The organism is Oceanobacillus luteolus, from assembly GCF_023715655.1.
Classification (GTDB): Bacteria; Bacillota; Bacilli; order Bacillales; family Amphibacillaceae; genus Oceanobacillus; species Oceanobacillus luteolus.
In genome coordinates this window covers 14,135-37,533 of record NZ_JAMBON010000035.1, presented here as the reverse complement: position 1 = coordinate 37,533, position 23,399 = coordinate 14,135, and the positions used below count along the sequence as shown (strand labels likewise).

17 protein-coding genes and 2 riboswitches are annotated in these 23,399 nt (G+C 37.7%); of the genes, 11 read left to right on the top strand and 6 right to left on the bottom strand.

Annotated elements, in window-relative coordinates; all coding sequences use genetic code 11:
- Positions 1-216: 216 nt before the first annotated feature.
- Together M3210_RS15955 and proB are read right to left on the bottom strand one after the other, a co-directional pair.
- A complete protein-coding gene (locus M3210_RS15955) occupies positions 217-1,464 on the bottom strand; it encodes a glutamate-5-semialdehyde dehydrogenase (RefSeq protein ID WP_251516416.1) in 1,248 nt (415 codons plus the stop codon).
- The gene (gene proB / locus M3210_RS15950) at positions 1,461-2,582 is read right to left on the bottom strand and encodes a glutamate 5-kinase (RefSeq protein WP_251516414.1); all 1,122 of its coding nucleotides are present in this window, start codon (positions 2,580-2,582) and stop codon (positions 1,461-1,463) included. The genes M3210_RS15955 and proB overlap by 4 nt, the downstream gene beginning before the upstream one ends.
- Before the next feature lie 655 nt (positions 2,583-3,237).
- A riboswitch (purine riboswitch) is annotated at positions 3,238-3,339 on the top strand.
- Positions 3,340-3,462: 123 nt separating this feature from the next.
- On the opposite strand from proB, the gene M3210_RS15945 reads away from it, so the two are divergent.
- The 5 genes from M3210_RS15945 to M3210_RS15925 all read left to right on the top strand — a co-directional run bounded on the left by M3210_RS15945 (position 3,463) and on the right by M3210_RS15925 (position 8,934).
- The gene (locus M3210_RS15945) at positions 3,463-4,614 is read left to right on the top strand and encodes a BMP family lipoprotein (RefSeq protein ID WP_251516412.1); all 1,152 of its coding nucleotides are present in this window, start codon (positions 3,463-3,465) and stop codon (positions 4,612-4,614) included.
- Positions 4,615-4,733: 119 nt separating this feature from the next.
- The gene (locus M3210_RS15940) at positions 4,734-6,266 is read left to right on the top strand and encodes an ABC transporter ATP-binding protein (protein ID WP_251516403.1); all 1,533 of its coding nucleotides are present in this window, start codon (positions 4,734-4,736) and stop codon (positions 6,264-6,266) included.
- Positions 6,259-7,410: an ABC transporter permease gene (locus M3210_RS15935; RefSeq protein ID WP_251516400.1), complete on the top strand. Its 1,152-nt coding sequence runs from the start codon at positions 6,259-6,261 to the stop codon at positions 7,408-7,410. The genes M3210_RS15940 and M3210_RS15935 overlap by 8 nt, the downstream gene beginning before the upstream one ends.
- Entirely contained in the window at positions 7,410-8,369 is a 960-nt protein-coding gene (locus M3210_RS15930) for an ABC transporter permease (RefSeq protein ID WP_251516397.1), read from the top strand. Before M3210_RS15935 ends, M3210_RS15930 begins: the two co-directional genes overlap by 1 nt.
- 250 nt (positions 8,370-8,619) lie before the next feature.
- Positions 8,620-8,934: a hypothetical protein gene (locus M3210_RS15925; RefSeq protein WP_251516394.1), complete on the top strand. Its 315-nt coding sequence runs from the start codon at positions 8,620-8,622 to the stop codon at positions 8,932-8,934.
- Positions 8,935-9,053: 119 nt separating this feature from the next.
- On the opposite strand, the gene M3210_RS15920 is transcribed toward M3210_RS15925, so the two are convergent.
- Together M3210_RS15920 and M3210_RS15915 are read right to left on the bottom strand one after the other, a co-directional pair.
- Entirely contained in the window at positions 9,054-10,673 is a 1,620-nt protein-coding gene (locus M3210_RS15920; RefSeq protein ID WP_251516391.1) for a hypothetical protein, read from the bottom strand.
- A complete protein-coding gene (locus M3210_RS15915) occupies positions 10,666-11,457 on the bottom strand; it encodes an ABC transporter ATP-binding protein (RefSeq protein ID WP_251516388.1) in 792 nt (263 codons plus the stop codon). The genes M3210_RS15920 and M3210_RS15915 overlap by 8 nt, the downstream gene beginning before the upstream one ends.
- Positions 11,458-11,646: 189 nt before the next feature.
- Between M3210_RS15915 and M3210_RS15910 the strand changes: the two genes are divergently transcribed.
- The 4 genes from M3210_RS15910 to glmS all read left to right on the top strand — a co-directional run bounded on the left by M3210_RS15910 (position 11,647) and on the right by glmS (position 17,519).
- Complete coding sequence (locus M3210_RS15910; protein ID WP_251516383.1) at positions 11,647-12,720, top strand: M20 family metallopeptidase; 1,074 nt, start codon at positions 11,647-11,649, stop codon at positions 12,718-12,720.
- Positions 12,721-12,913: 193 nt separating this feature from the next.
- Positions 12,914-13,702: a helix-turn-helix domain-containing protein gene (locus M3210_RS15905; protein WP_251516420.1), complete on the top strand. Its 789-nt coding sequence runs from the start codon at positions 12,914-12,916 to the stop codon at positions 13,700-13,702.
- Positions 13,703-14,031: 329 nt separating this feature from the next.
- Complete coding sequence (glnA, locus tag M3210_RS15900; protein ID WP_251516380.1) at positions 14,032-15,360, top strand: type I glutamate--ammonia ligase; 1,329 nt, start codon at positions 14,032-14,034, stop codon at positions 15,358-15,360.
- A 356-nt stretch (positions 15,361-15,716) separates the two neighbouring features.
- Positions 15,717-17,519: a glutamine--fructose-6-phosphate transaminase (isomerizing) gene (gene glmS / locus M3210_RS15895; RefSeq protein ID WP_251516377.1), complete on the top strand. Its 1,803-nt coding sequence runs from the start codon at positions 15,717-15,719 to the stop codon at positions 17,517-17,519.
- 680 nt (positions 17,520-18,199) lie between these two features.
- Here the strand turns inward: glmS and M3210_RS15890 are convergent.
- Complete coding sequence (locus M3210_RS15890; RefSeq protein ID WP_251516374.1) at positions 18,200-18,958, bottom strand: hypothetical protein; 759 nt, start codon at positions 18,956-18,958, stop codon at positions 18,200-18,202.
- A gap of 115 nt (positions 18,959-19,073) precedes the next feature.
- Complete coding sequence (locus M3210_RS15885; protein ID WP_251516371.1) at positions 19,074-19,946, bottom strand: hypothetical protein; 873 nt, start codon at positions 19,944-19,946, stop codon at positions 19,074-19,076.
- Positions 19,947-20,440: 494 nt separating this feature from the next.
- Here M3210_RS15885 and M3210_RS15880 point away from each other — a divergent pair, with 494 nt between their 5' ends.
- Both M3210_RS15880 and M3210_RS15875 read left to right on the top strand, forming a co-directional pair.
- Positions 20,441-20,797, top strand: coding sequence for a RidA family protein (locus tag M3210_RS15880; protein ID WP_349774373.1), 357 nt, complete (start codon positions 20,441-20,443; stop codon positions 20,795-20,797).
- A 266-nt stretch (positions 20,798-21,063) separates the two neighbouring features.
- Positions 21,064-21,166, top strand: a riboswitch (SAM riboswitch).
- Positions 21,167-21,479: 313 nt separating this feature from the next.
- Positions 21,480-23,315, top strand: coding sequence for a bifunctional homocysteine S-methyltransferase/methylenetetrahydrofolate reductase (locus M3210_RS15875; protein ID WP_251516351.1), 1,836 nt, complete (start codon positions 21,480-21,482; stop codon positions 23,313-23,315).
- The last annotated feature ends 84 nt before the right edge of the window (positions 23,316-23,399 follow it).

Genomic DNA, 23,399 nt, shown 5'->3' with positions numbered 1-23,399 from the left:
TCTCGCTTTGACTTAGTCAATAGAATAACCTCCCAATCTTATATGTTTATTCTAACAATAAAAAAATAAACTGCGAAGCAAGAGCCGTACGCTCTCTCACTTACACAGTTTATTTTACACTCCCTAATTTCAAAAGAAAAAAGGTCTCCACTAAGTTATTGAACTTAGTGGAGACCTTTTATTATGCGAATAAATCATATAATTTAGCTTACCTCATTAGTTTCTAACTTGCCCATTCCCTTTGATTTGGAACTTATTTGAAGTTAATGCTTCCAGCCCCATTGGTCCTCTAGCATGTAATTTTTGTGTGCTGATCCCGATTTCTGCTCCAAATCCAAATTCAAATCCATCCGTAAAACGGGTTGAAGCGTTGTGATAAACAGCTGCTGCATCAACTTGCTGCAAGAACTTTTCAGCATGTGCATCTGTTTCTGTAATAATAGCTTCAGAGTGCTTTGTTCCGTATTGATTAATATGCTCGATTGCTTGTTCTACTGTATCCACCAATTTCACGCTGATCGCATATCCGAGGTATTCGGTGCCCCAGTCTTCTGCAGTTGCTTCTTTAGCGATAGGATATACATTACGCACGTTTTCGCCAGCATAAATCTCAACCCCATTGGAACTTAATTTCTTTAAAAGTTCCTCCCCATGTTTCGTGAACCATGTGTTGTCAATCAAGAGGGATTCGATAGCATTACAAACGGACGGGCGCTGAAGTTTTGCGTTTAAAACAATTTGTTCTGCCATTTCCTTTTCTGCTGTCTTATCGATGAATACATGGCAGTTACCAGCCCCGGTTTCAATTACTGGAACGGATGCTTCCCGTACTACTGTATCAATTAGGTTCTTACCACCTCTTGGGATAAGAACATCTATATATCCATTTAAATTGAATAATTCCTTCGCTGTTTCTCGATTAGTATCTTCGATTAATTGTACAGCATGAACCGGCAGTGTACTTTTCTCCAATGCAGTATGAATGGAGTTGACTAATGCCATGTTGGAATATTTTGCGGAAGAGCTGCCTCTAAGGATTACTGCATTTCCAGTTTTTAATGTCAGAGCTGCTGCATCTACTGTCACATTTGGTCTCGCTTCATAAATCATCGCTACAACACCAATTGGCACACGCTTTTCTTCGATCGTTAATCCATTTTCTTTAGGGATTGTTGTTAATGTTTCACCTATTGGGTCGGTGAGCTCAATAATTTGGTGGATTGCTGCGGCAATTGCTTCCAATCTTTCTTCATTCAGCATAATCCGGTCAAGTACAGATGCAGGAATATCCTTTTCTTTACCTGCTACAAGATCCCTTTCATTTTCTTGAAGAATGATAGCCTTGTCTAAAATCAGTTGTTCTGCAATTAATGCTAATGCATCATTTTTTTCTTTCGTTGTTGCTGCTGACATAAGGTAACTTGCTGTTTTAGCGGCTTTTCCTTTTTGAATCACTTCACTCATGATAATACCTCCCCCATTTTATGTTTACTTACCCAGCCATCGCGATGGATTACCTCGATGGAAGGTGTAATTTCATTAATATCTCGTTCCAGGTACCTCTTAATTTCCTTGTTTAATTCAACAGAGGAACAACTTACTTCACCCTTACCAAGTAAATCATGAATGCCATAGACCTCGACAACATCTCCTTTCTCAAAAGTCCCACTGCTCTTAATTACTCCGGCAGAGAGTAGACTACTTCCTCGCTGAGATATTGCTTCCTCCGCTCCTTGGTCAATATAAATCTTACCTGTCGACTCCGAGTGGAGCGCAATCCATTGCTTTCTCGTGTTGATTGGTACCTTGGAATGACTAGCAATATAAGTTCCATCACCATTTCCTTCTAAGGCTTGTATCAGTTTATCCGGACCTTTACCATGCCCGATAAAGACAGGAATCCCTAGTGATGTTGCGGTTTTAGCCGCCATTAATTTCGATTTCATTCCACCTGTTCCAACTTTGGAGCCACCTGAATCTGCAGCTTGAATCATTTCATTTGATATTTTTTGGATGAATTCATATTTATACGCTGAAGGATCAGTCTTTGGATTTCCACTATAGATGCCATTGATGTCCGTTAAAATAATGAGTTGGTCGGCATGAATAAAGCCACTGACCAAAGCGGATAGCATATCGTTATCTCCAAACGTCAATTCTGCAATCGATACGGTATCATTCTCATTAATGATTGGTAAAATACCCCTATCCAATAGTTCTGTTATCGTTGCATACGCATTCCGGTAGCGTTCACGATTGGAGAAGTCATCTCTTGTCAACAATAGCAATGCTGCTGTTATATCATAAGCACTTAATTTCTCCAGATAAGATTGAATCAATAAACTTTGACCAATAGCTGCTGCGGCTTGCCTACCTTTTAAAGTAACCGGTCTAGATGAATAACCAAGTCCCCGGAAACCTGCAGCAACGGCGCCAGAAGTTACAAGGATAACTTCATGATTTGCTTTACGAAGCATAGCCAGTGCATCTACATGATTTCCCAATTTTTCTTGATCAATTTCCCCTTTTTCATTTGTAAGGGAACTGCTTCCTATTTTGACTACAATCCGTTGTTTTTGCATTATGGTCACCTCTATTATTTCTGATAAAACTCTCATAAGGATGTTAGATACGAGATACTGTTAGGAATCAAATTAAATACAAAAAAGCCCATTCATCCTATAAGCATAAGGACGAAAGGGCTTGCTTCCGCGGTACCACCATTACTTGAATGGCGCACAAAATCTGTGCACATTCCACTTAAACAATAACGCTTGTTCGGCGCCCATGTTTTGGCATGGGACTCTAAAGGTAGGTTCGGCAGGCTGTCTACGATGGAATCTTTCAGCTAATAAATTCCACTCTCTTTCATAGCAGGGACTACTTACTGATCCTTTATCAACGTTCCAATATATTGTTTACTATTATGGCTAGGATTGGTTGAAATGTCAATAGGTATCGTGCCGCTTCTAGGGGAGTGTTCACAGTCTTCGCACATTTACAGCTCGAATTGCTCCAAGTGACCTCCACTTAACTTATGGAAAGTTTCTAGTTTATGTAAATAATCAGTGATTTCTTATAAATCAATCTTTAATGTTAGGATATTTTACCAAAAACCTATTTTTTATATATGAAATAAGGATTTTACGAATAATACGCGAACGTTTATTGTTTATTATTAATTAATGTTCGTATCTTGTATTGACGAATACGAGCCATGGTGTTACTATAAGTTAGTAAAAATTAAATAAACATTCTCGTATAATATTGGGGATATGGCCCGAAAGTTTCTACCAAGCTACCGTAAATAGCTTGACTATGAGGTTGTGTATATAAATTTGGAGATAAAACTGAGATAAGACTGTCACATCTCCATCTACCTTCCTGAAGTCAAGCACCGGTAAAACACGGTGCTTTTTTTAATTTTTACAAACATCATGATTAACAGAGGAGATAATTTCGATGAATAAAAGTACAAAGAAATTCGCAATGATCTTATTAATTGCATTCATAACAGCTGTTTTGGCAGCTTGTGGCAGTGATTCAGCTAATGACAATGAAGCGGATGCTGGAGCTGATGAAGAAGGTTTGAAAATTGCAATCATAACAAGTCCTTCCGGTGTTGATGATGGAAACTTCAATGAAGATAACTATAATGGAATTTTGCAGTTTATCGAAAATCATCCAGATGCAACAGTAAAAGCTGTTAGAGAAGAATCTGGTGATCCAGCCGCTGCAGTTCAAGCGGTAGCAGATATCGTGGCAGATTACGATGTAATTATAACACCTGGATTCCAATTTGCTGGAGTTTCAAGCATCGCGGTAGAGAATCCTGATAAAATGTTCATTTTAAATGACTCCGAGCCAGCTCCTGTAGATGGCCAAACTGATTTCGATAATATTTATGCGATGAACTTCGCTGAACAAGAAAGTGGTTTCTTTGCAGGAATTGCAGCTGCACTGGAAACTAAAACAAATAAAGTAGCCGTTGTAAATGGTATTGCTTATCCTTCCAATGTAAACTATCAATTTGGTTTTGAATCAGGCGTTAATTATGCTAATAAAGTTTATGGTAAAGATGTTGAACTTGTTGAACTATCAGGTTATGCAGGGACTGATGTAACAGGTGAAGATGTTGGTGGAAACTACGCAGGATCTTTTGCAGACGAACCAACTGGTAAGGTAATCGGAAATGCCTTGATTAAAGAAGGCGCGGATATCATATTTGTAGCTGCAGGTGGTACCGGTAATGGAGTGTTCACAGCAGTTAAGGAAGCTAAAGACGATGTGAAAGTAATTGGTGTCGACGTTGACCAATATGATGAAGGTGCTAATGGTTCTGAAAATATCGTATTAACTTCTGGTGTGAAATTCATGGCAATGAATATTGAAAGAGCGTTGAATTCTATCGTCGATGGAACATTTGAAGGCGGAAATGTGGTTCTTCATGCAGATACAGATTCAACTGGTTATATAAAAGAAGAAGGCCGTCATCAACTATCTGACGATACGCTAAGTAAATTGGATGAAGCTTACGAGTTAGTGAAAGATGGTACGGTTGTACCTGCATCTAACTTCAATGAGCATTCTCCAGAAGATTTTCCAGGACTTTAAAATTTATTAGAAACACAATATTAGTAGAAGTTTATCAAAACCCTAACAGTTGTTTTTATTCAGGGAATGATGAACTTCTATTATTTTTCCTATTACAGGCTGAGGAAGGAGAAAGAATAATGTCTGATTATATAGTAGAAATGAAACATATAACCAAACGATTTCCTGGAATAGTTGCGAATGACGATGTATCCCTCGGTATTAAAAAGGGGGAAATATTTGCCCTGCTTGGTGAAAATGGTGCAGGTAAATCAACATTGATGAGTATCTTAAGCGGTATGTACGAACCGGATGAAGGCGAAATCTATATACGTGGAGAGAAGGTTCAAATCAAATCACCGAACCATGCAGCCAACCTGAATATAGGAATGGTCCATCAGCATTTTAAGTTGGTCGATGATTATACAATTACAGAGAATATCATCTTAGGGATGGAGCCCATCAGCAAGTTTGCTGGTCTCTTTCCGTATGTGAATATTCGAAATGCCAATCGTACAATCGAGGAATTGTCGAAGAGCTTTGGCTTGGAAGTGGATCCGAAGAAAAAAATAGCGGATCTTACGGTTTCGATGCAACAACGTGTAGAAATTTTAAAAGTGCTTTATCGCGAAGCTGAAATCCTTATTTTTGATGAACCAACGGCAGTTCTAACTCCACAAGAGATTGATTTTCTGCTAGGTATTATCGAAGGTCTGCGAAATAGCGGAAAAACAATCATATTAATTACACATAAGTTGGAAGAAATCAAAAAAGTGGCCGATCGATGTGCCGTATTAAATAAAGGTAAATTAGTTGATGTACTAGATGTAAAAACGACTTCCATCAATTTAATGGCACAATTAATGGTCGGACGTGAGGTAAGCTTTGAATCTGAAAAAGCACCTGCACAATTCAAAGAGGAAGTATTGAAAGTTGAACATTTAACAGTGAAAAATGAGGACGGCTTTGAAGTGGTGCAAGACGTTTCCTTTACGATACACGGCGGTGAGATATTTGCAATAGCGGGTGTCGCAGATAATGGACAAGTTGAGATTGCAGATGCCATTGCTGGGTTGACGAAAGCCAGTGGTGGGAAGATTTTCCTCAATGGTAAGGATATTACGCATGACAGTATTAGAAATAGAACGGAGACTGGAATCTCTTATATTCCTGAGGATCGTCAAAGATATGGACTATTTTTAGACTTTGATTTATCGACGAACCTGGGTGCGAAGCAATATTATAAAGAGCCTTTTTCCAATAAAGGCATATTAAAAAGCCTGGAATTTGAGCAATTCGGAAGTCGGCTGATTGATAAATATGATATTCGTAGTGGACAAGGGATTCACACGCAAGTTCGATCAATGAGTGGTGGTAACCAACAAAAAGCAATTATTGCCCGTGAGATCGAATTACAATCCCCGCTTATGATCTTTGTTCAGCCAACACGCGGAGTCGATATTGGTGCGATAGAAAATATTCATAATATGATTATTCAACAACGTGATCAAGGCAAAGCGATCTTGCTCGTTTCACTGGAGCTGGATGAGATTATGAATGTAGCCGATACAATCGGAGTGATCTATAATGGCCGACTGCAAAAAGTTGCAAGCAGTGAATCATTAACAACGAATGAAGTTGGCGAATATATGATGGGGGCTAGACATGAGTAAGAATAAAAAGAAAGTTAGTTTAAGTTATCGTCTATTATGGCCAATACGGAATGAGAAATGGCAACCAATTACCATTCCTGTGTTTTCTATTCTAATTAGTTTTATTGCTGCGGCTATTGTCATCCTTTTACTTGGCAAAAATCCGATAATAGCATTTTATAATTTGTTTCAAGGAGCAGGGATATTTCCGAAAGCTTCCTATGCTGGCTATAAGAGCATGCTGACAGATTTCTTGAGTTTGCTTAATGCCATGACGCCACTTATATTTGCTAGTTTGGCAGTGGCAGTTGCCCTCAAAGCAGGATTATTTAATATTGGAGTTTCCGGACAAATGCTTGTCTCCGGATTTTTGGCCACCATCATTGTCGGCTACAGTGGGCTGGATGCATTCATTGCAAAACCACTTGTATTGATGATTGGTATCGTTGCTGGTGGTCTAATGGGTGGATTAGTAGGTTGGTTAAAATACAAATTCAACATTCATGAAGTTGTTACTACTATTATGCTAAATTACATTGCCCAGTACGTCATAAGCTTCTTTATCCATATGTACTATATCGATCCGGTTTCAAGACAATCCAAATATATTACAGAAGCAGCGCGCTTGACGTTAGTGGATGTCGAACTGGCAAATTTAAAAATGGATATTTCATTAGGCTTTATCTTAGCAATTGCCATCGCAATTTTCATCAAGTTCCTTATGGATAAAACCGTTGTTGGATATGAAATTAAAGCTGTAGGATCTAACCGTAATGCAGCTAAATATACAGGAATCAAGGTTGGAAAAAATACGGTCTTAGCGATGGTTATTTCAGGAAGTTTGGCTGGTCTTGCAGGTGTAACGTATTATTTAGGTTATTTTGCTTCCATACAGCCGAAAGTATTATCAAATATCGGTTTTGATTCCATTGCGGTCGCATTATTAGGAAACACTCATCCAATTGGAATTATTTTTTCATCCTTCTTAGTTTCCATTATTGATGAGGGAAGCACGTATATGAGTTCACAGGCAGGAATCAGACAAGAAATTGCTTCTGTAATCATCGGATTGATTCTGTTGTTTAGTGCTTGTGGTGCATACTTGAAGCATAAGGTCAGCAGCTTGAAGGAAAAAGAAGTGGAACGAAAGGACAGTGAATCATAATGGATACGATTATTATTGATGGATTATCCTTCGCTCTGCCTCTTTTTATCATGGCAATCGGCGGTATATATAGTGAAAAAAGCGGGATTACAAATCTGGCACTTGAAGGTTTTCAAGGTTTCGGAGCTTTCATTGGGGCTTTGTCAGCTGTGCTGATCGCGAATGCTTATGGTACAGACGTTGAAAATCTATTTTATGTGGCGTTACTATTTGCAATGATCGGCGGTATGGGCTTTTCTGTAATTCATGCAGTATTAAGTATTAAATTTAAAGCGAATCAAGTCATCAGCGGTGTTGTAATCAATATACTTGCGCTAGCACTGACGACATTTTTAACAACGCAGATAAATGCTCTCGTATTCGGGGCGGCTTCAGATAAGTTCCGCTTAGGTGTTTCAGAGCGGTTTACAATTGAAGGTTTAGCAGACATACCAGTGATTGGAGCAGTATTTACAGATGTATATCCGTTCCAAGTGATCATTATTGTGATTGCTATTTTTGCTTGGTATGTATTATATAAAACAAGATTCGGATTACACTTAAGAGCGAGTGGTGAGAATCCTCATTCGGTTGATGCAGCTGGAGTGGATGTAGCAAAAATCCGGTTTTCTGCCGTTCTTATATCTGGTCTATTATCGGGTCTCGCAGGTATGTGTTTTGCTTATTCCATATCTGCACAATTCTCTTCAAGCATTTATATGGGATACGGATTCTTGGCCATTGCTGCGTTAATCTTTGGTAATTGGAAGATTCTCCCTACTTTAGCAGCTTGTCTATTATTTGGTTTTGCCAAATCTGGAGGAACGTTCATATCACAAGCGCTGGCATTACCAAGTAGCTTCACAGATTTATTCATGATTTTACCGTATGTGTTAACGTTATTATTATTAATCTTCTTCTCTAAATCTAATCAGGCTCCGAGAGCGTTAGGTGAGATTTATGACAAAGGGAAGAGATAAATCTTTTCTAAAGAAATTCTTTTAAAGTAAACTAATAATATTTCTTCAATTAAGAGGTTTTCCATTATGTTACAAAACGTAATGGAAACCTCTTTTTTAATAGGTAGGTGTGAAAGTTTTCTATATTTTTAATTTCGTACTATATAAAATTGTGCCTTCTACTATTTACTTTGTCCAATCTATTCATATTAGAAATACATAAGTTAAGTATGAAAGGAGGGGTAAGTTATGTTCTACTATGATGCGAAATATGATCGCTACTATTCTTCTTCATATAAGAAGAATGATTGTTGTGATCATGAGCCATGTAAGAAGAAGCATGATTGTTACGATCATGAGCCATGTAAGAAGAAACATGATTGTTACGATTATGAGCCATGTAAGAAGAAGCATGATTGTTATGATTATGAGCCATGTAAGAAGAAACATGATTATTATGACTCTGAATCACATGATGAGAAATACCATTCAAGTAAGAAGAAATCTTGTGAATGTGAGTGCAAAAAAGAGAAAAAGTTTAAGAAGAAATTCTGTCATTGCTGTAACAGAAGCTACTAGAATTTAATGCTCATAGTCTCTAATCGTAATAGCGGTTGGAGCACCCCCTTATGTTATAGAACGTAATAGGACAGTCCAATACACTAGCAAAAGTCTGTGTATTGGACTGTCCTGAATTTTTTACATCTACTTCAATATTCTCTTCCATAATATGATAGTAAGCCCAATAAGAGCTACCAAATATCCATAAATTGCATAAGGGATAAGAGAGATGATTCCATGTACAAACGCAAATATCCCAACAATAATCATAAATAGAATAATTTTTCCAGTAGCACCGCCGCCTTGTTGGGCGCTATCAATCGGTTCAGTAAACGGAAATTTCTCGTTATTATAGATCTTGTAGGCGATCAGCACCAGTAAGAGAGCTGAGACCACAATCACTGCTAAGTCGGGTAAGATACGGAATGAATATATCCAGATATATATGATAGAAAGTATAAAAATAATTGGGAAGTAAAGCTTTACGAGAAATGCTTTTATTGTAGCGCTATAGACAATGTAATGTTTTTGAATAGGTGTTGTTTTAAAAATCCATGCTCCTTTATATTTTGCGGAAAACTGCAGCATATAAACAACTGTTCCAATGATAATATTGGAAAAATAGATGCTTAAAAAGAGTTTACCTTGCCCCAATTCATCTAGTGTCTGATAACTCAAATTGTTAAAGAGAAAAATTAAAGGGAAAACGAAAGCCATTCCAAGAGACGGGTACACTTTCAGTTTAAACTCTCTTTCCCTACTAAGCATAATGGAAGAAAATCTGTAAAATGCTCGTTCTTCACTACTAAAACAAATCAATCTTTCAAAGAGATCTTGGAGTGTTCTTCTATGCTTCTTTTTTGTACTAGATTGCTCCATTAGTTTTTGTAGATTCCGTTCGAAAGATGGCATGAGTAAATAATAGATAAAGATGGATAGAATCGGCGCTACGACCGCTAATGAAGATAAGACAACAATTTCAAAGGCATAATTTTGATTCAGCACCAGCTCAAACGGTGCGCCAAACCATATTGGTGGAATCAATACATGCCACCAACTGAAGTTGTATACATATTCAAATCCTGCAACATCGAATAATCTTATGATAATTTGATAACCCACTACAACCGCGATAGCTAGTACGATTTGTACATAATTAATCATATCCTTCAGCTTTTCGCCATCAAAAAATCTTAAGACAAACATATAGATAAGTGCAGTAAAAGCTAAAACTAAAAGGTCTATTAGGATAATCCCACTAAGAAATAGAAGGAAGTAGATAAACCCTTTTGAAAAAAGAAATACAATTGCCGGAATAGAAATAAATGACCCGGTGATTAGAATTAAATAAATAGAGACATGCAAGAATTTTGCTGCATTAATGGTTCTACTATTTACTGGTTTCGTATTCAAAATGATTTTATCGCGCACATCAAGTAGTACGGAGGAGAAATCCGAAATCATCGAGGTCATCAAAATGAACATGGCAATTCCAGTAATAATACTCATTTGGAATAAATAATTATCACCGAAAAATGCGAACGGGATAAGAGTAAGTCCATATAAGGCATAAATCCATAATGATTTAAGAAATTGATTACCCTCTTTTTTCTTCGAGTTCTGACTCAATATAGTTGGAATCCGTCTTCCGTCCATTGTAAGTTTGATTTCAAGGATTTTCCGCATCAAGTTATAATCAATATCTAATTTGCGGAATACTGCTTGAAAGGTATCGAGAACTTTTAACATACGGAAATCACTCATATGCAATATCCTCTGTGACAATGGAGACTAATTTTGCTGCTGTTTCTTTATGCTCGTCAAAGCCTGTCAATTGATTAAATATTGCTTCCAGTGAACCAGCCTTGCTTTGCTCTTTTAATTGTTCAAAAGAACCATCTGCAGCAATTTCACCATCGACCAATAAAACGATGCGATTACTTATTTTCTCGACGACGTCCATAATATGTGAAGAGTAAAATATCGTTTTCCCCTGATTAGCTAAAGCTTCAAGCATATCTTTAATAATCATGACACTATTCGCATCAAGCCCACTTAACGGCTCGTCAAGAAAAATTAAATCAGGATTATGTAGTAAACTGGAGACGATGAGAACCTTTTGCCTCATACCTTTAGAAAATGAAGAAATTCGGGAGTGAAATACATCTCCCATATCAAACTCTTCTAGTAGAGCTAATGCCTTATTTTCCGCCTTTTCGCGATCCAGTCCATATAACTCTCCAATAAATGAAAGATATTCAGCAGCTGTCAAGTTATCGTATATCTCCGCATTCTCTGGAACATAACCAATTCGTTGTTTGTAACTGTCGTTGCCCGATGCAATATTATGACCAAAGATTTCAACTACGCCACCATATCCATCCACCAATCCAAGCATGATTTTTAATGTCGTACTTTTGCCAGCCCCATTTGGGCCAATATATCCTATAATCTGTCCCTGATAGACATCTAGGTTTATCCCATTTAAAACATTTTTATCTGAATAACTCATCATCAGATTTTGTAATGATAATACTTTCTCCGACATCCAATTTAGTCCCCTTTCTAGTCATCTATTTTTCTCTTTCTAACATAGCAATGTGGGTTTAGGAATGCAATGGGGTTCCGAAACTTTCGAAGAATAACACATAGTTAAATAGGGTAAAAGTAGTAGTGCTTGCTCCTATACAACAACCTGGAGTTATTCTGACGTGAAATGATATGGAGGAGAGATAAGATGGCTAATGCAATCCACTTATTGACAGAGCTGATAAAGTTCGATAGTTCCACCAAGTCGGGTGTGAATGAAGCGATCGCTTATTGTGAGCAATGGCTGATGGAACAAGGTCTACCTGTAAAGAAAATCGAGAATCAAGGATATCATATGCTCGTTTGTGAAATAGGACAAGGTGATCAAACAATTGTATTAAACGGACATATTGATGTGGTTGAAGCAGAGGAAAATCAGTACGAACCCTACCTTGCTGAGGGTGAGTTGTATGGTCGTGGCGCAGCGGATATGAAGGCAGGTGTAGCTGCCTCGATGATGGCTTTGTCACAATTGAAAGACAAAGAACTTTCTGCCAAGGTCATGTTGCAAGTCGTTCCTGATGAAGAAACAGGTGGCGTCTATGGCACCAAATATCTAACCGAAAATGGTTATTTGGGAGACTTTATCATTTGTGGGGAACCGACAAATATGGGAATCGGTATACAGGCTAAGGGTGTAGTCCAACTGGATATTACCGTTTCAGGAAAACCGGCTCATGGAAGCAGGCCGTGGGAAGGTGATAATGCAATCACCAAAGCAATCAGTCTATATGAAGAGATTTTAGAACTGCCGTTTGCACAAGAAAGCTCCTCTTTTTATAATAGTCCCTCTATCAATCTAGCAAAAATCAAAGGTGGAAATGTTTATAATAAAGTACCCGATCAGTGTGAAATGTCACTGGATATAAGATATTTACCGGAACAATCGGCGGAAGAGATTATTAATCAAATTAAGGAGATCACAGACAGCACGGTCACAGTTCATAGTTTTAGTGAGCCTGTCCAAACAGAAGCTGATAATTCTTATGTGAAAAAACTGAGCGATTCCATTAATCGAGTCACTCAACTTGAAAAAGTAAATCTCTTTGGCCAGCATGGTTCCAATGATGGAAAATACTTTATCGAGCACGGGGGCTGTGTGGTCGAATTTGGTCCAGTTGGCAACGATTGGCACGGAGAAAAAGAGATGGTTCTAATTGACTCTGTAAAAGAATATGAGAATGTACTGGTGGACTTTATCCTGTCATTAGGAGATGAATAGATATCATCACCATTCAGCATATTTAAAAAGCCTCTCCCTATTTTAAGATGGGGAGAGGCTTTTACAGATTCATATTGACTCACTTTTTTAATACTGCTATCATTAGCACATAAAAAAACGCGCAAAATGCTCGGGATGATAACGGAATCAACCGGGCTGCTGTATAAAATTCGAATCTAGGGGGAGGTCTTTGATGCTATATATAAATCCAGAAGACTTTATACTAAAGCCTTCCTTTGCAAAGATTCATTGCGAACCAAACTGGAAGTGGCGAAAAAGAGAGAAACCGATGCCGAATTATGATTTGTTCTATGTATGGAGCGGTAGTGGTGAACTGACTCTAAATGGTAAGGCTTATGAAATAGAGAAGGGACATTGCTTCTTGTTTAAGCCAGGGGATGAGACTACCGCAACTCATAACCCGCAAGACCCCCTCGTATTAACTTATATCCACTTTGATGTCAGGGGAGAACTCCAACTTATTCCAGCCCCTCATCGAATCATTGAACATACCATTAGTATGGAATCTCTGCTTACCCGCTATGTTCGGCTGCTATTTATCGGTGGATATGGTTCAGAGATTGAGGCAAAACTCATATTAAAACAGCTGATGATTCAATTGCTTAGAGAAGAACAGGATTCTGTCTCTCCTCTGCAGGAATTTAGTAATACATTAACAGAAACGATTCATGAGATTGCCAACTTTGTAAAACAGAATCCGGGTACACCACATACCATCGAAAGTTTAGCTGCCAGAGCGAATTTATCCACACGCTATTTTGCGCAGAAATTCAAAGAAATAATAGGCCAGACAGTTAAAACTTATATTATTGAGTGTCGAATCAGACGAGCGGAGCATCTGCTATACATCACCGGCATGAATGTTACAGAAACTGCGGCTGCACTTGGTTATAAGGATCTGCATTACTTCAGCCGTCAGTTCAAACAATATACAGGTAAGAAACCTTCAGAAATTAGATAAAAAGTTAACGAATCAATAAAGTAAAAGAACCGAGCAACTCTTAACAGTGCACGACAGAGAGTTTTGCTCGGTTCTATCTTCGCTTAAAAATATAGTTAATTTCCACTTTTCATAAAAGGGCTTGTCAGACTTAAGTTCCCTACAAAAAGTGCAAATCTTACATTAAAAAATGCAAATACAGATGAAAAATCAGATGCTAAAGTGTAAAAGTAGTAAATCGCTCAAATAAAAATTCCATATGTAAAGGTGGTGATTTGTGCTCGATGGAAGGAAAACCTTCTACTGAGGGGTTTACTAACTTAGAAAAAATCATTACTTGGGGGTACGATATGGATAGAGACGATATTATGACAATGGTGAAAGAACAAAATGTGCAATTTATTCGTTTACAGTTCACCGATTTATTTGGAACAGTCAAGAACGTAGAAATACCAGTAAGCCAATTATCTAAAGCGTTAGATAATAAGATGATGTTTGATGGCTCATCAATAGAAGGATTTGTAAGGATAGAAGAGTCTGATATGTACCTTTATCCTGATTTAGAAACCTTTGTTATTTTTCCATGGGACACAGAAGGTAAAGGGAAAATTGCCCGTTTCATCTGTGACGTCTATTATTCAGACGGGACACCGTTTGAAGGAGATCCGCGGTTCTTATTAAAACGGATGTTAAAGAATATGGAAGAACTGGGATTTACAGATTTCAATCTCGGGGCAGAGCCGGAATTCTTCTTGTTTAAATTAGATGAAAAAGGACAACCGACAATCGAACTCAATGACCATGGTGGATATTTCGACTTGGCACCTACAGATTTAGGAGAGAATTGCAGACGTGATATCGTTCTTGAATTACAAGAACTAGGGTTTGATATTGAGGCATCACATCATGAGGTTGCTCCAGGTCAACATGAAATCGACTTTAAATATCGTGGTGCATTGCGTGCTTGCGATGATATTCAAACATTTAAATTAATCGTTAAAACGATAGCCCGTAAACATGGATTACACGCGACGTTCATGCCGAAGCCTCTATTTGGAGTGAATGGTTCTGGTATGCACTGCAATCTGAGCTTATTTAAAGGGAAGGAAAACGCCTTTTATGATCCGGAAGGAGAGCTTCAAATCAGTGATACAGCCCGGAGTTTCATGGCAGGAATCTTAAAGCACGCCAAAGGCTTTACAGCTATAACCAATCCAACGGTAAATTCTTACAAACGATTAGTTCCAGGTTACGAGGCGCCTTGTTATATCGCTTGGTCAGCGCAAAATAGGAGTCCACTCATTCGTATTCCAGCATCCCGAAAACAAAGTACACGTATTGAAGTGAGAAGTGTAGATCCTTCAACGAATCCATATTTGGCAATGGCTGTATTACTTGCTGCAGGATTGGATGGAATTAGGAATAATGAAAAGGCACCAGCACCTGTAGATGAAAATATTTATGACATGAGTAGTGAAAAACGTAAAGAAATGAACATTGTAGACTTACCGGCTACCTTAATGGAAGCTTTAAATCATTTAAAAGAAGATAGAGTTATAAGAGATTCACTTGGCAATCACTTATTTAGCCGATTTGTTGAGGCGAAAGAAATGGAATGGGATATGTTTCGAATACAAGTTCACCCGTGGGAAAGAGAACAATATATGCATCATTATTAAACAACTTTGTATGTAATAAGAGTATGAGATAACCAATATATTACTTTTGCATACCATATACTATACTCTTTTTTTAAGAGTCATTCAGGTGGAAATTCCCTGAAATCTATTGATCATAAAGCGCCAGAGCTATTTTGGACGGAAATAAAATAGCTGACGAGGTGGAGGTTTATCGAAGTGTTCGGCGGATGCCTCCCGATTGCGTATCTCAGTCGTATGTCTTTCTATAAAACAATAAGGTGACTTATTGCACAAAAGGAAAGACTAGATACAAAAAAATCATGAGAAAGGGGCAGTCACTCGCCCTTATTGAGATAGAGGTTTGTTTTGTCTGCCCCTTTATTGGAGGTTATGACATGTGCGGAATAGTTGGTTATGTTGGACAGAACAATGCGAAGGATATTTTGCTTGAAGGGCTTAAGAGATTGGAATACCGAGGTTATGATTCAGCTGGGATTGCTATACGAAATGCTGATGGTATTCAGATGACAAAGGTGAAAGGTAGAGTAGCAGAACTAGAAAATAGACTACAACCTAATATGGTGGGAACACTTGGAATTGGACATACAAGGTGGGCGACGCATGGAGAGCCTAGTATCATTAATGCCCATCCACACTTCAGTCAAAATGGAAGATTTTGTATGGTCCATAACGGAGTGATTGAAAATTATTCACAATTGAAGAATGAATATCTCAGCGGAACATCATTAATCAGTAAGACAGATACCGAAATCATTGTACAGCTGATGGAAAAAATGTATGAGAAGCTAAACGATGTTGAAGAAGCTTTCCGTGAAACGATGAGACTATTAAATGGTTCTTATGCGATTGCGATGATAGATGCTGAAGATATGAGCAATCTCTATGTCTCCAAAAACAAAAGTCCTTTGTTAATCGGTGTTGGAGACGGGTTTCATGTTGTAACAAGTGACGCGATAGCTACGATTAAGGAAACGAATCGTTATGTAGATATACAAGATAAGGAGATTGCCTTCATTTCATCTGATCGTGTAGCAATTAAGAAATTGAATGGTGAATCTATCGAACGGACTGGTTTTGAAGTCGAGCTTGATTCATCGGAAATTGAAAAAGGCTCTTATGCCCACTATATGCTGAAGGAAATCGATGAGCAGCCTATCGTCATTCGACGTATTCTAGAAAAATATCAAGGTGAAAACGAAGATATACTAATTGATCCAAATATCCGTATCGGAATGAATCAAGCAGATCGGATTTATATTATTGCGGCAGGTACTAGTTATCATGCAGGTTTAGTTGGAAAAGGATATTTGGAAAAACTTGCAGGTATTCCTACAGAAGTGCATATTGCAAGTGAATTTAATTACAATATGCCCTTATTATCAGAAAATCCATTCTTTCTATTTATTTCCCAAAGCGGAGAAACTGCGGATAGTCGGGCAGTGCTTGTGCAAATAAAGCGGATGGGTTTTCCAACGATGACAATTACGAATGTACCAGGTTCTACTCTTTCTCGTGAAGCGGATTTTACGTTACCACTTTATGCAGGACCAGAAATTGCGGTTGCCTCTACCAAGGCATACACAGCCCAGCTTGCTGTGCTTGCATTATTAGCGGCAGATATAGCAATATATAAAGGATTAAAGCTGGATTTCAATTTCAAGCAAGAAATGGCTATTGTAGCAAATGCAATTGAAACGCTATGTGATCAAAAAGATAGATTTAGAGAACTTTCACAAGAATACTTCACGAATACTAGAAATGCATTCTTTATTGGAAGAAGCGCTGATTATTACGTTGCAATGGAGGGTGCTTTAAAACTGAAAGAGATATCGTATATTCAGGCGGAAGGATTTGCTGGCGGTGAATTGAAGCATGGAACGATAGCTTTGATAGAAGATGGTACACCAGTCATTGCACTTGTAACTCAAAATAACGTCGATGGTTTGATACGCGGCAATGTCCAGGAAGTAGTAGCCAGAGGCGCACATCCGATGGTTATAAGTATAGAGGGGCAAGAGGAAAAAGGTGATACTTGTACAATTCCAGCAGTTCATGAGATCCTCTCACCGTTAGTAAGCGTTGTTCCATTACAGTTATTGGCTTATTACGCAGCACTTCAAAGAAATTGCGACGTGGATAAACCACGTAATCTAGCAAAGAGCGTTACAGTGGAGTAAGAAATTAAAGTTTCATAATGGATGCTAAGCAATAAAGAACCTATCTAGATATCTCCCTGTAACTCTCTCCTTCCCCATGTAACTTTGTTCTTCCCTGATGGAACTAAGTTGGTATCGGAGTAGAAAAAAGAGGGTGGAGAGAAGAACGGAAGCACACAATGTTCCAATGCTTTTACAATAATATATCAATCGGTTTTTCAATCAAATATCAATCAGAATTCGGGGCGGGTCCAGTAGGATTTCGTCCCTTTTTCTTTTTCCCAATACGGGAGAAAGTCCTCCAATCCCTGCCAATCGTGGTTTCTGGCAGTATCCAATCCCTTTCCAGTTGTTATCCTAACTGTATTAATCCGAAGGATTTCCATTCACTTTTCGTGTCTTTTTCCATAGCTTTTCCAATAAGATTTTATCACTTTTTCCAGTCTTTTCTCTTAATTCTTCCTTCTATTCCGGGAAGAACTTAGTTACAATGTACGAATATTCTATACAAGCCAGAGGAGTTATTTCAGGTTATTTTCGGGTGTTTTGGGGAAGAACTAAGTTCCATTGCCATAAGGGAGTAAAGAGGGGGTGGAGGCTTGGAGGATAAGGGGTTGGTTGGATTTGGGGCGGATACCAACTTAGTTACAGATACATACTAGAATAATAGATAGGTTCTTTGTCATATCATTAGGAATGTTTTAAGAAAATGAAGAGCTATGATATTCTTGCCATTTTCTCACATGTTGACAAAGTTGTTTTTCGTTTTGTTGGAATTGTTTCATCCTGTGTCCATTCGCACCGGATGGATGTGGAAATCCATTTAGGTAAGTATGCCCGGATACTTTCTTTTCTTCTATTAATTTATACATCATTTGTTCTACTGTTTTGCCAAGCGGAATAAATAATGCAGGTGACGTAATGTGCGCTAGTTCTTCCGGGAATACTTCATATGCATAATGTTGTAATAAAGGGGAGCTGTTGATTGCTGGCTGATGACCATTATAGTTTTTTCCATGAGTAAAGACTGGATTTTTGATTATCGAAGTAGTATGAAGTAAATCGCTACTTTTTCCAAATAGGTCGGATGATGTAGGAATACCTAGCACTTCTGGAACACCACATTGATCAAGCATGCTAGTGAGGTTTCTTCTCATGGAACCGAAAAATCTTGCGGCCTTTTTTGTTTGAATAAGGCAAGACTCTATATCTTCACCTTCTGCTATGCTTTGTATAAATTGTTCATATGCAGCTTTCATCTGGTTCCATCCTGGAGTAATTCCAACAATAATGACTTTTGCGTTGCTGTTGATATACTCATTGTGGGGAGCGTAGTAAATTTCTGTTGTCCCGTCTTTTATCATTAAAAAATGTTCTGTTAATAAATCTTGTTTAGTAAGTGGCCTGTCTTTAGGCAGTTTTTTGATAGCAGGTAAATAACGGTCTACTGTTTTTTGCATCCTAGCATACCCTCCTTTAAAAGCGACTCCTTCTTAGTTTTTTAAAGTAAACCTGTTTTTAGGGAGATGCAAGGGATTTGCACTAAGAAATCATCTAGTATAAGTTCTAGTAGTTCTACATGATATTATCTATAAAACTCAAAGAACATTTGATGGAGCAGTAATCTCTGGATTCATCTATCTTTACATGTTGTTTTATATTTAGTTTGTTAAGATCCTGTTGTTTTCCACAATGGGGACATCTGAAAATAGAATATCCGTAATTGGTTATACTTAAAAGCTCATCAAATGTTATTTTTTTCCTAATTAAGCAAACCCCTGGGTTCCAATGATAAAGCCACTTTCTAATTTTATTGACGACGTAAAATCCTGGATACTTGATACGATGCGAGTTTTCTGTTTGGATTAATGGAACTTCTATTAAGGATAATTTTTTTACTAATATATCTCTAATAGTTGATATCATGCTTTCTGTACCAACAATCTCAATGGTTGGTATTTTGGTTTTATTATTAAAAGATATACTACCATTACCCTCGAAGTATCCAAGAATAAAAGCTGCATGGTTTGTTATAGTATTTACAGGATATTCTAATTCAGCATTCGTAGTCGGTACCAAACCACAGCTCATTAGATCATCATATATATCTTTATTTCCAATCGTTAATTTAGCATAATTTCTCCCATTCATTACTTCTATCACTATTGGCCGTTTTGAGGAGAGGAGTTCTTGAATGTATTTTAAGATATACTTATCCCTTTCGGGGACTTTGATGGAAAGCCCAGAGTGCTTTATATTTTTAAAGTTAAATAGATACCCCTTTGAATAGATCCACCCCAGTACATATTGCTGTTCTGCAGAATCAATAGATTTAAAATAATGATTGGATGATTGTCCTTTTTGATTAGTGTTCAAAGATTGCATTTGTTTATATTGAAACGCAATATCTGTAGAGTCCTCTTGAATATGCTGCTTTTCCCCGTACAAACCAATTCCACCTTTCCTGTTCAGAAGGAATAAACGAAATCTCCAGTATATTAGTAAATTTCCTATCCAGTTTCAGTTTGTACATTAGTTGATATTTCCATACCATTATTCCATATAAAAGGGAAGAGATCGTAGATGTATCGTGGAATCGAATAGAAAGACATACTTAAGGATTTAAAAATGAGAGGAATTTTAATCCATCAAATTGTAGATAATACTTTAGGGAAGTGAGGTCATTCTATAAAGAAACATTCTCTAAAAGTATGAACTTCAACAGCTTTATGGAAATAAAAGGATAATATACCAAGAGAATATTCTACCCATAAAACTATTCACAAGTTTTCCAGCACTAACAACTGTTGCTGCTCAAGCTCTACCAATGAATGCTTTAGTGCAAATTGAAGCAGTCATATCTCACGGAGATGGCACTACTCCACAAGATGTGGAAGACAGGCATGGAATCGTTATAAAGGCAAACAACACCTAAGAGTTCTATATCTACACAGACTGTAGCGTTTTCCCATTACAATCACATTTCAGCTCAATTACCTTTGAATCCGGAAACCGCTGAGTTGGTGTCTGGCGACGTGAAAGAGCAGACGGAACAATGCTTGAAAAATATTAAGGCAATCATTGAAAGTATCAATCATGTGATGGACGATGTCGTTAAAGTAAATATTTTCCTTAAAAATATTGAAGATATGGCTGCGGTAGACGAAGCTTACACCACTTTCTTCCCAGACGGCATCCCTGCCCGAAGAACGGTTGGTGTATCGGCTTTACCTAATGATGCTTTAGTCCAAATCGATGTAATCGTATCGAATGCTGAAGGGACACCTCCAGAAGTATAACAGGCAAACTCTTGTAAATACAGGAACAATTGAATAGTAATATGTTTTATTTAAAGATGTTCGCTAATTGCTTTAATTTCCTCATCGGTTAATTGCACATCACGTGTTTTCAAGTTATTAAGAACTTGATTTCAACGCTTCGCACCAGGAATGACTGCATCGATAGCATCTCTTGTCAGAAGTTTAATAAAAATGAAATGTAGAATTGTTTGACAGATTAAAAAATTCCGTGTAAGATGTATTTACAATTTAATATCTAGTTATATTTCTTATCCAGAGAGGTGAAGGGACTGGCCCGTTGAAGCCTCGGCAACAGACTGAATCAGTACTGTGCCAATTCCAGTAAGCCAAGTGCTTTGAAGATAAGAAGAGAATGAACGGATGAATCCAACCTCTTCTTATTTGCATAGGAAGAGGTTTTTTGATATTAACTTATTAGTCGACCAACAGTTATTCTCTTCCATCTAGCATAGGCAAGTTCTTCGGTATCAGAACTCCATAAGAATAAAAAGGGGGATGTGAGTCTTACAGAGCTTGTTCAACACAAAAATGCTTCTTAAAAAAAGTTAATTTGCCGATTAGACAACTAAAGGCATCTAACAGTTTTTCCGGTATTGATTCGGAAAACTGTTAGATGCCTATTTTGTTTTTCAATGTTAGCAAACTTGGGGGTGCATAATTTTTGACTCTTTTAACAGACTTGAAAGAACGGATTTTAATTGCTGATGGGGCAATGGGAACGATTTTATATTCAAATGGGGTAGATCGTAGCTTTGAGGAATTGAATCTGACGCAACCAGAACAAATCCAAACAATTCATGAAGCGTACATCAATGCAGGGGCTAATATCATACAAACGAACACCTATGGTGCCAATTATATTAAACTGGCACGTTATGGATTGGAAGAACAAGTGAAAAAAATTAATCAAAGAGCTGTTCAAATCGCTAGGAAAGCGAGTAACAATAAAGTCTATGTTTTAGGAAGTATAGGAGGGATTCACGGGGGGCAAACGTTAACCGTAACGGAGGATGAAATTAAACGTAGTTTTAGAGAGCAATTATATTGTTTATTACTGGAAGGTGTAGATGGTCTGATTTTAGAAACGTATTACAGCTTGGATGAATTAAGGACTGTTTTAAAAATTGCCAGAGAAGAAACAGATTTACCGATTATAGCGAATGTATCCATGCATGAACCAGGTGTGATTGAAAATGGTTTGGCATTGGCAGATGCATTAAAAGAATTAGAAAGTCTTGGTGCTGATATTGTCGGTACAAATTGTCGGCTTGGTCCATCACAAATGGTTAGATCGCTTGAGTCGGTTCCACTTCATGAACATGCATACTTAGCAGCTTATCCAAATGCGAGTCTGCCCGCTTATCGTGATGGTGTGTTGTTTTATGAAAATAAACCGGATTACTTTAAAACTTGTGCCAGTGATTTACGAGATCAAGGTGTTCGGCTAATAGGTGGTTGTTGCGGTACAACGCCGGAACATATCCGTGCGTTAACTGAGGGAATTCAAGGTTTAGTACCACTGGAACAAAAAAATGTGAAGAAACCAGAAGAAGGAAATTTTTTAACTGAAAGAATCCGAGTAGGAAAAACAATTCCAGAACTTGCGATAGAACGCCATACAGTTGTCGTTGAACTAGATGCCCCGAAACATTTAGAAATGACTGGATATATAGAGGCGGCAAAAGCGTTAAAGCAGGCAGGAGCTGATGCGATTACGCTTGCGGACAATTCCCTTGCCACACCGAGAATCAGCAATATTGCCGTTGCAAAGCTATTAATAGAACAAGGTATTCGACCACTCGTTCACTTAACTTGCCGTGACCGTAATTTAATTGGACTACAGTCACACTTAATGGGATTGCATACTCTCGGTATTACGGAAATGCTGGTGATTACCGGAGATCCAACGAAAATTGGTGACTTCCCCGGCGCGACTTCGGTATTTGATGTCAATTCGTTTCAATTGATCGAACTAATCAAAAAAGGAAATAAAGGAATTTCATTTTCAGGAAAATCATTAAGAGAAAAAACCGACTTCAGTGTTGCCGCAGCATTTAATCCGAACGTAGCTAATCTGAAGAAAGCAGTACAACGATTGGAAAGGAAAATTTCGAGTGGTGCGGATTATATTTTAACGCAACCGGTTTATAGTACAGAAAAAATAATTGAAATAAAAAAGGAAACAGCTATTTTTGACATTCCGATTTTCTTAGGAATTATGCCGGTTACTACTTCCAGAAATGCTGAGTTTCTCCATAATGAAGTGCCGGGAATCAAGCTGACGGATGAAGTACGTGAACGAATGAGAAAAGTGGCAGGAGATAAAGCACAATCAACTGCTGAGAGCATTGCGATATCAAAAGATTTAATCGATACAGCGCTGGAACACTTTAATGGAATTTATTTGATTACACCATTTATGCGCTATGACATTACAATCGAACTTGTCGAGTACATCCGCGAAAAAACGAAGGTATTGGAAAAAGTTGCATATTAGACATCATAAACCGTTGATTGTACAAACCAAACTAATAAAAATCGCTTCATGGCGAGAAAAGATATAAAAAATTGGAGGAATTAA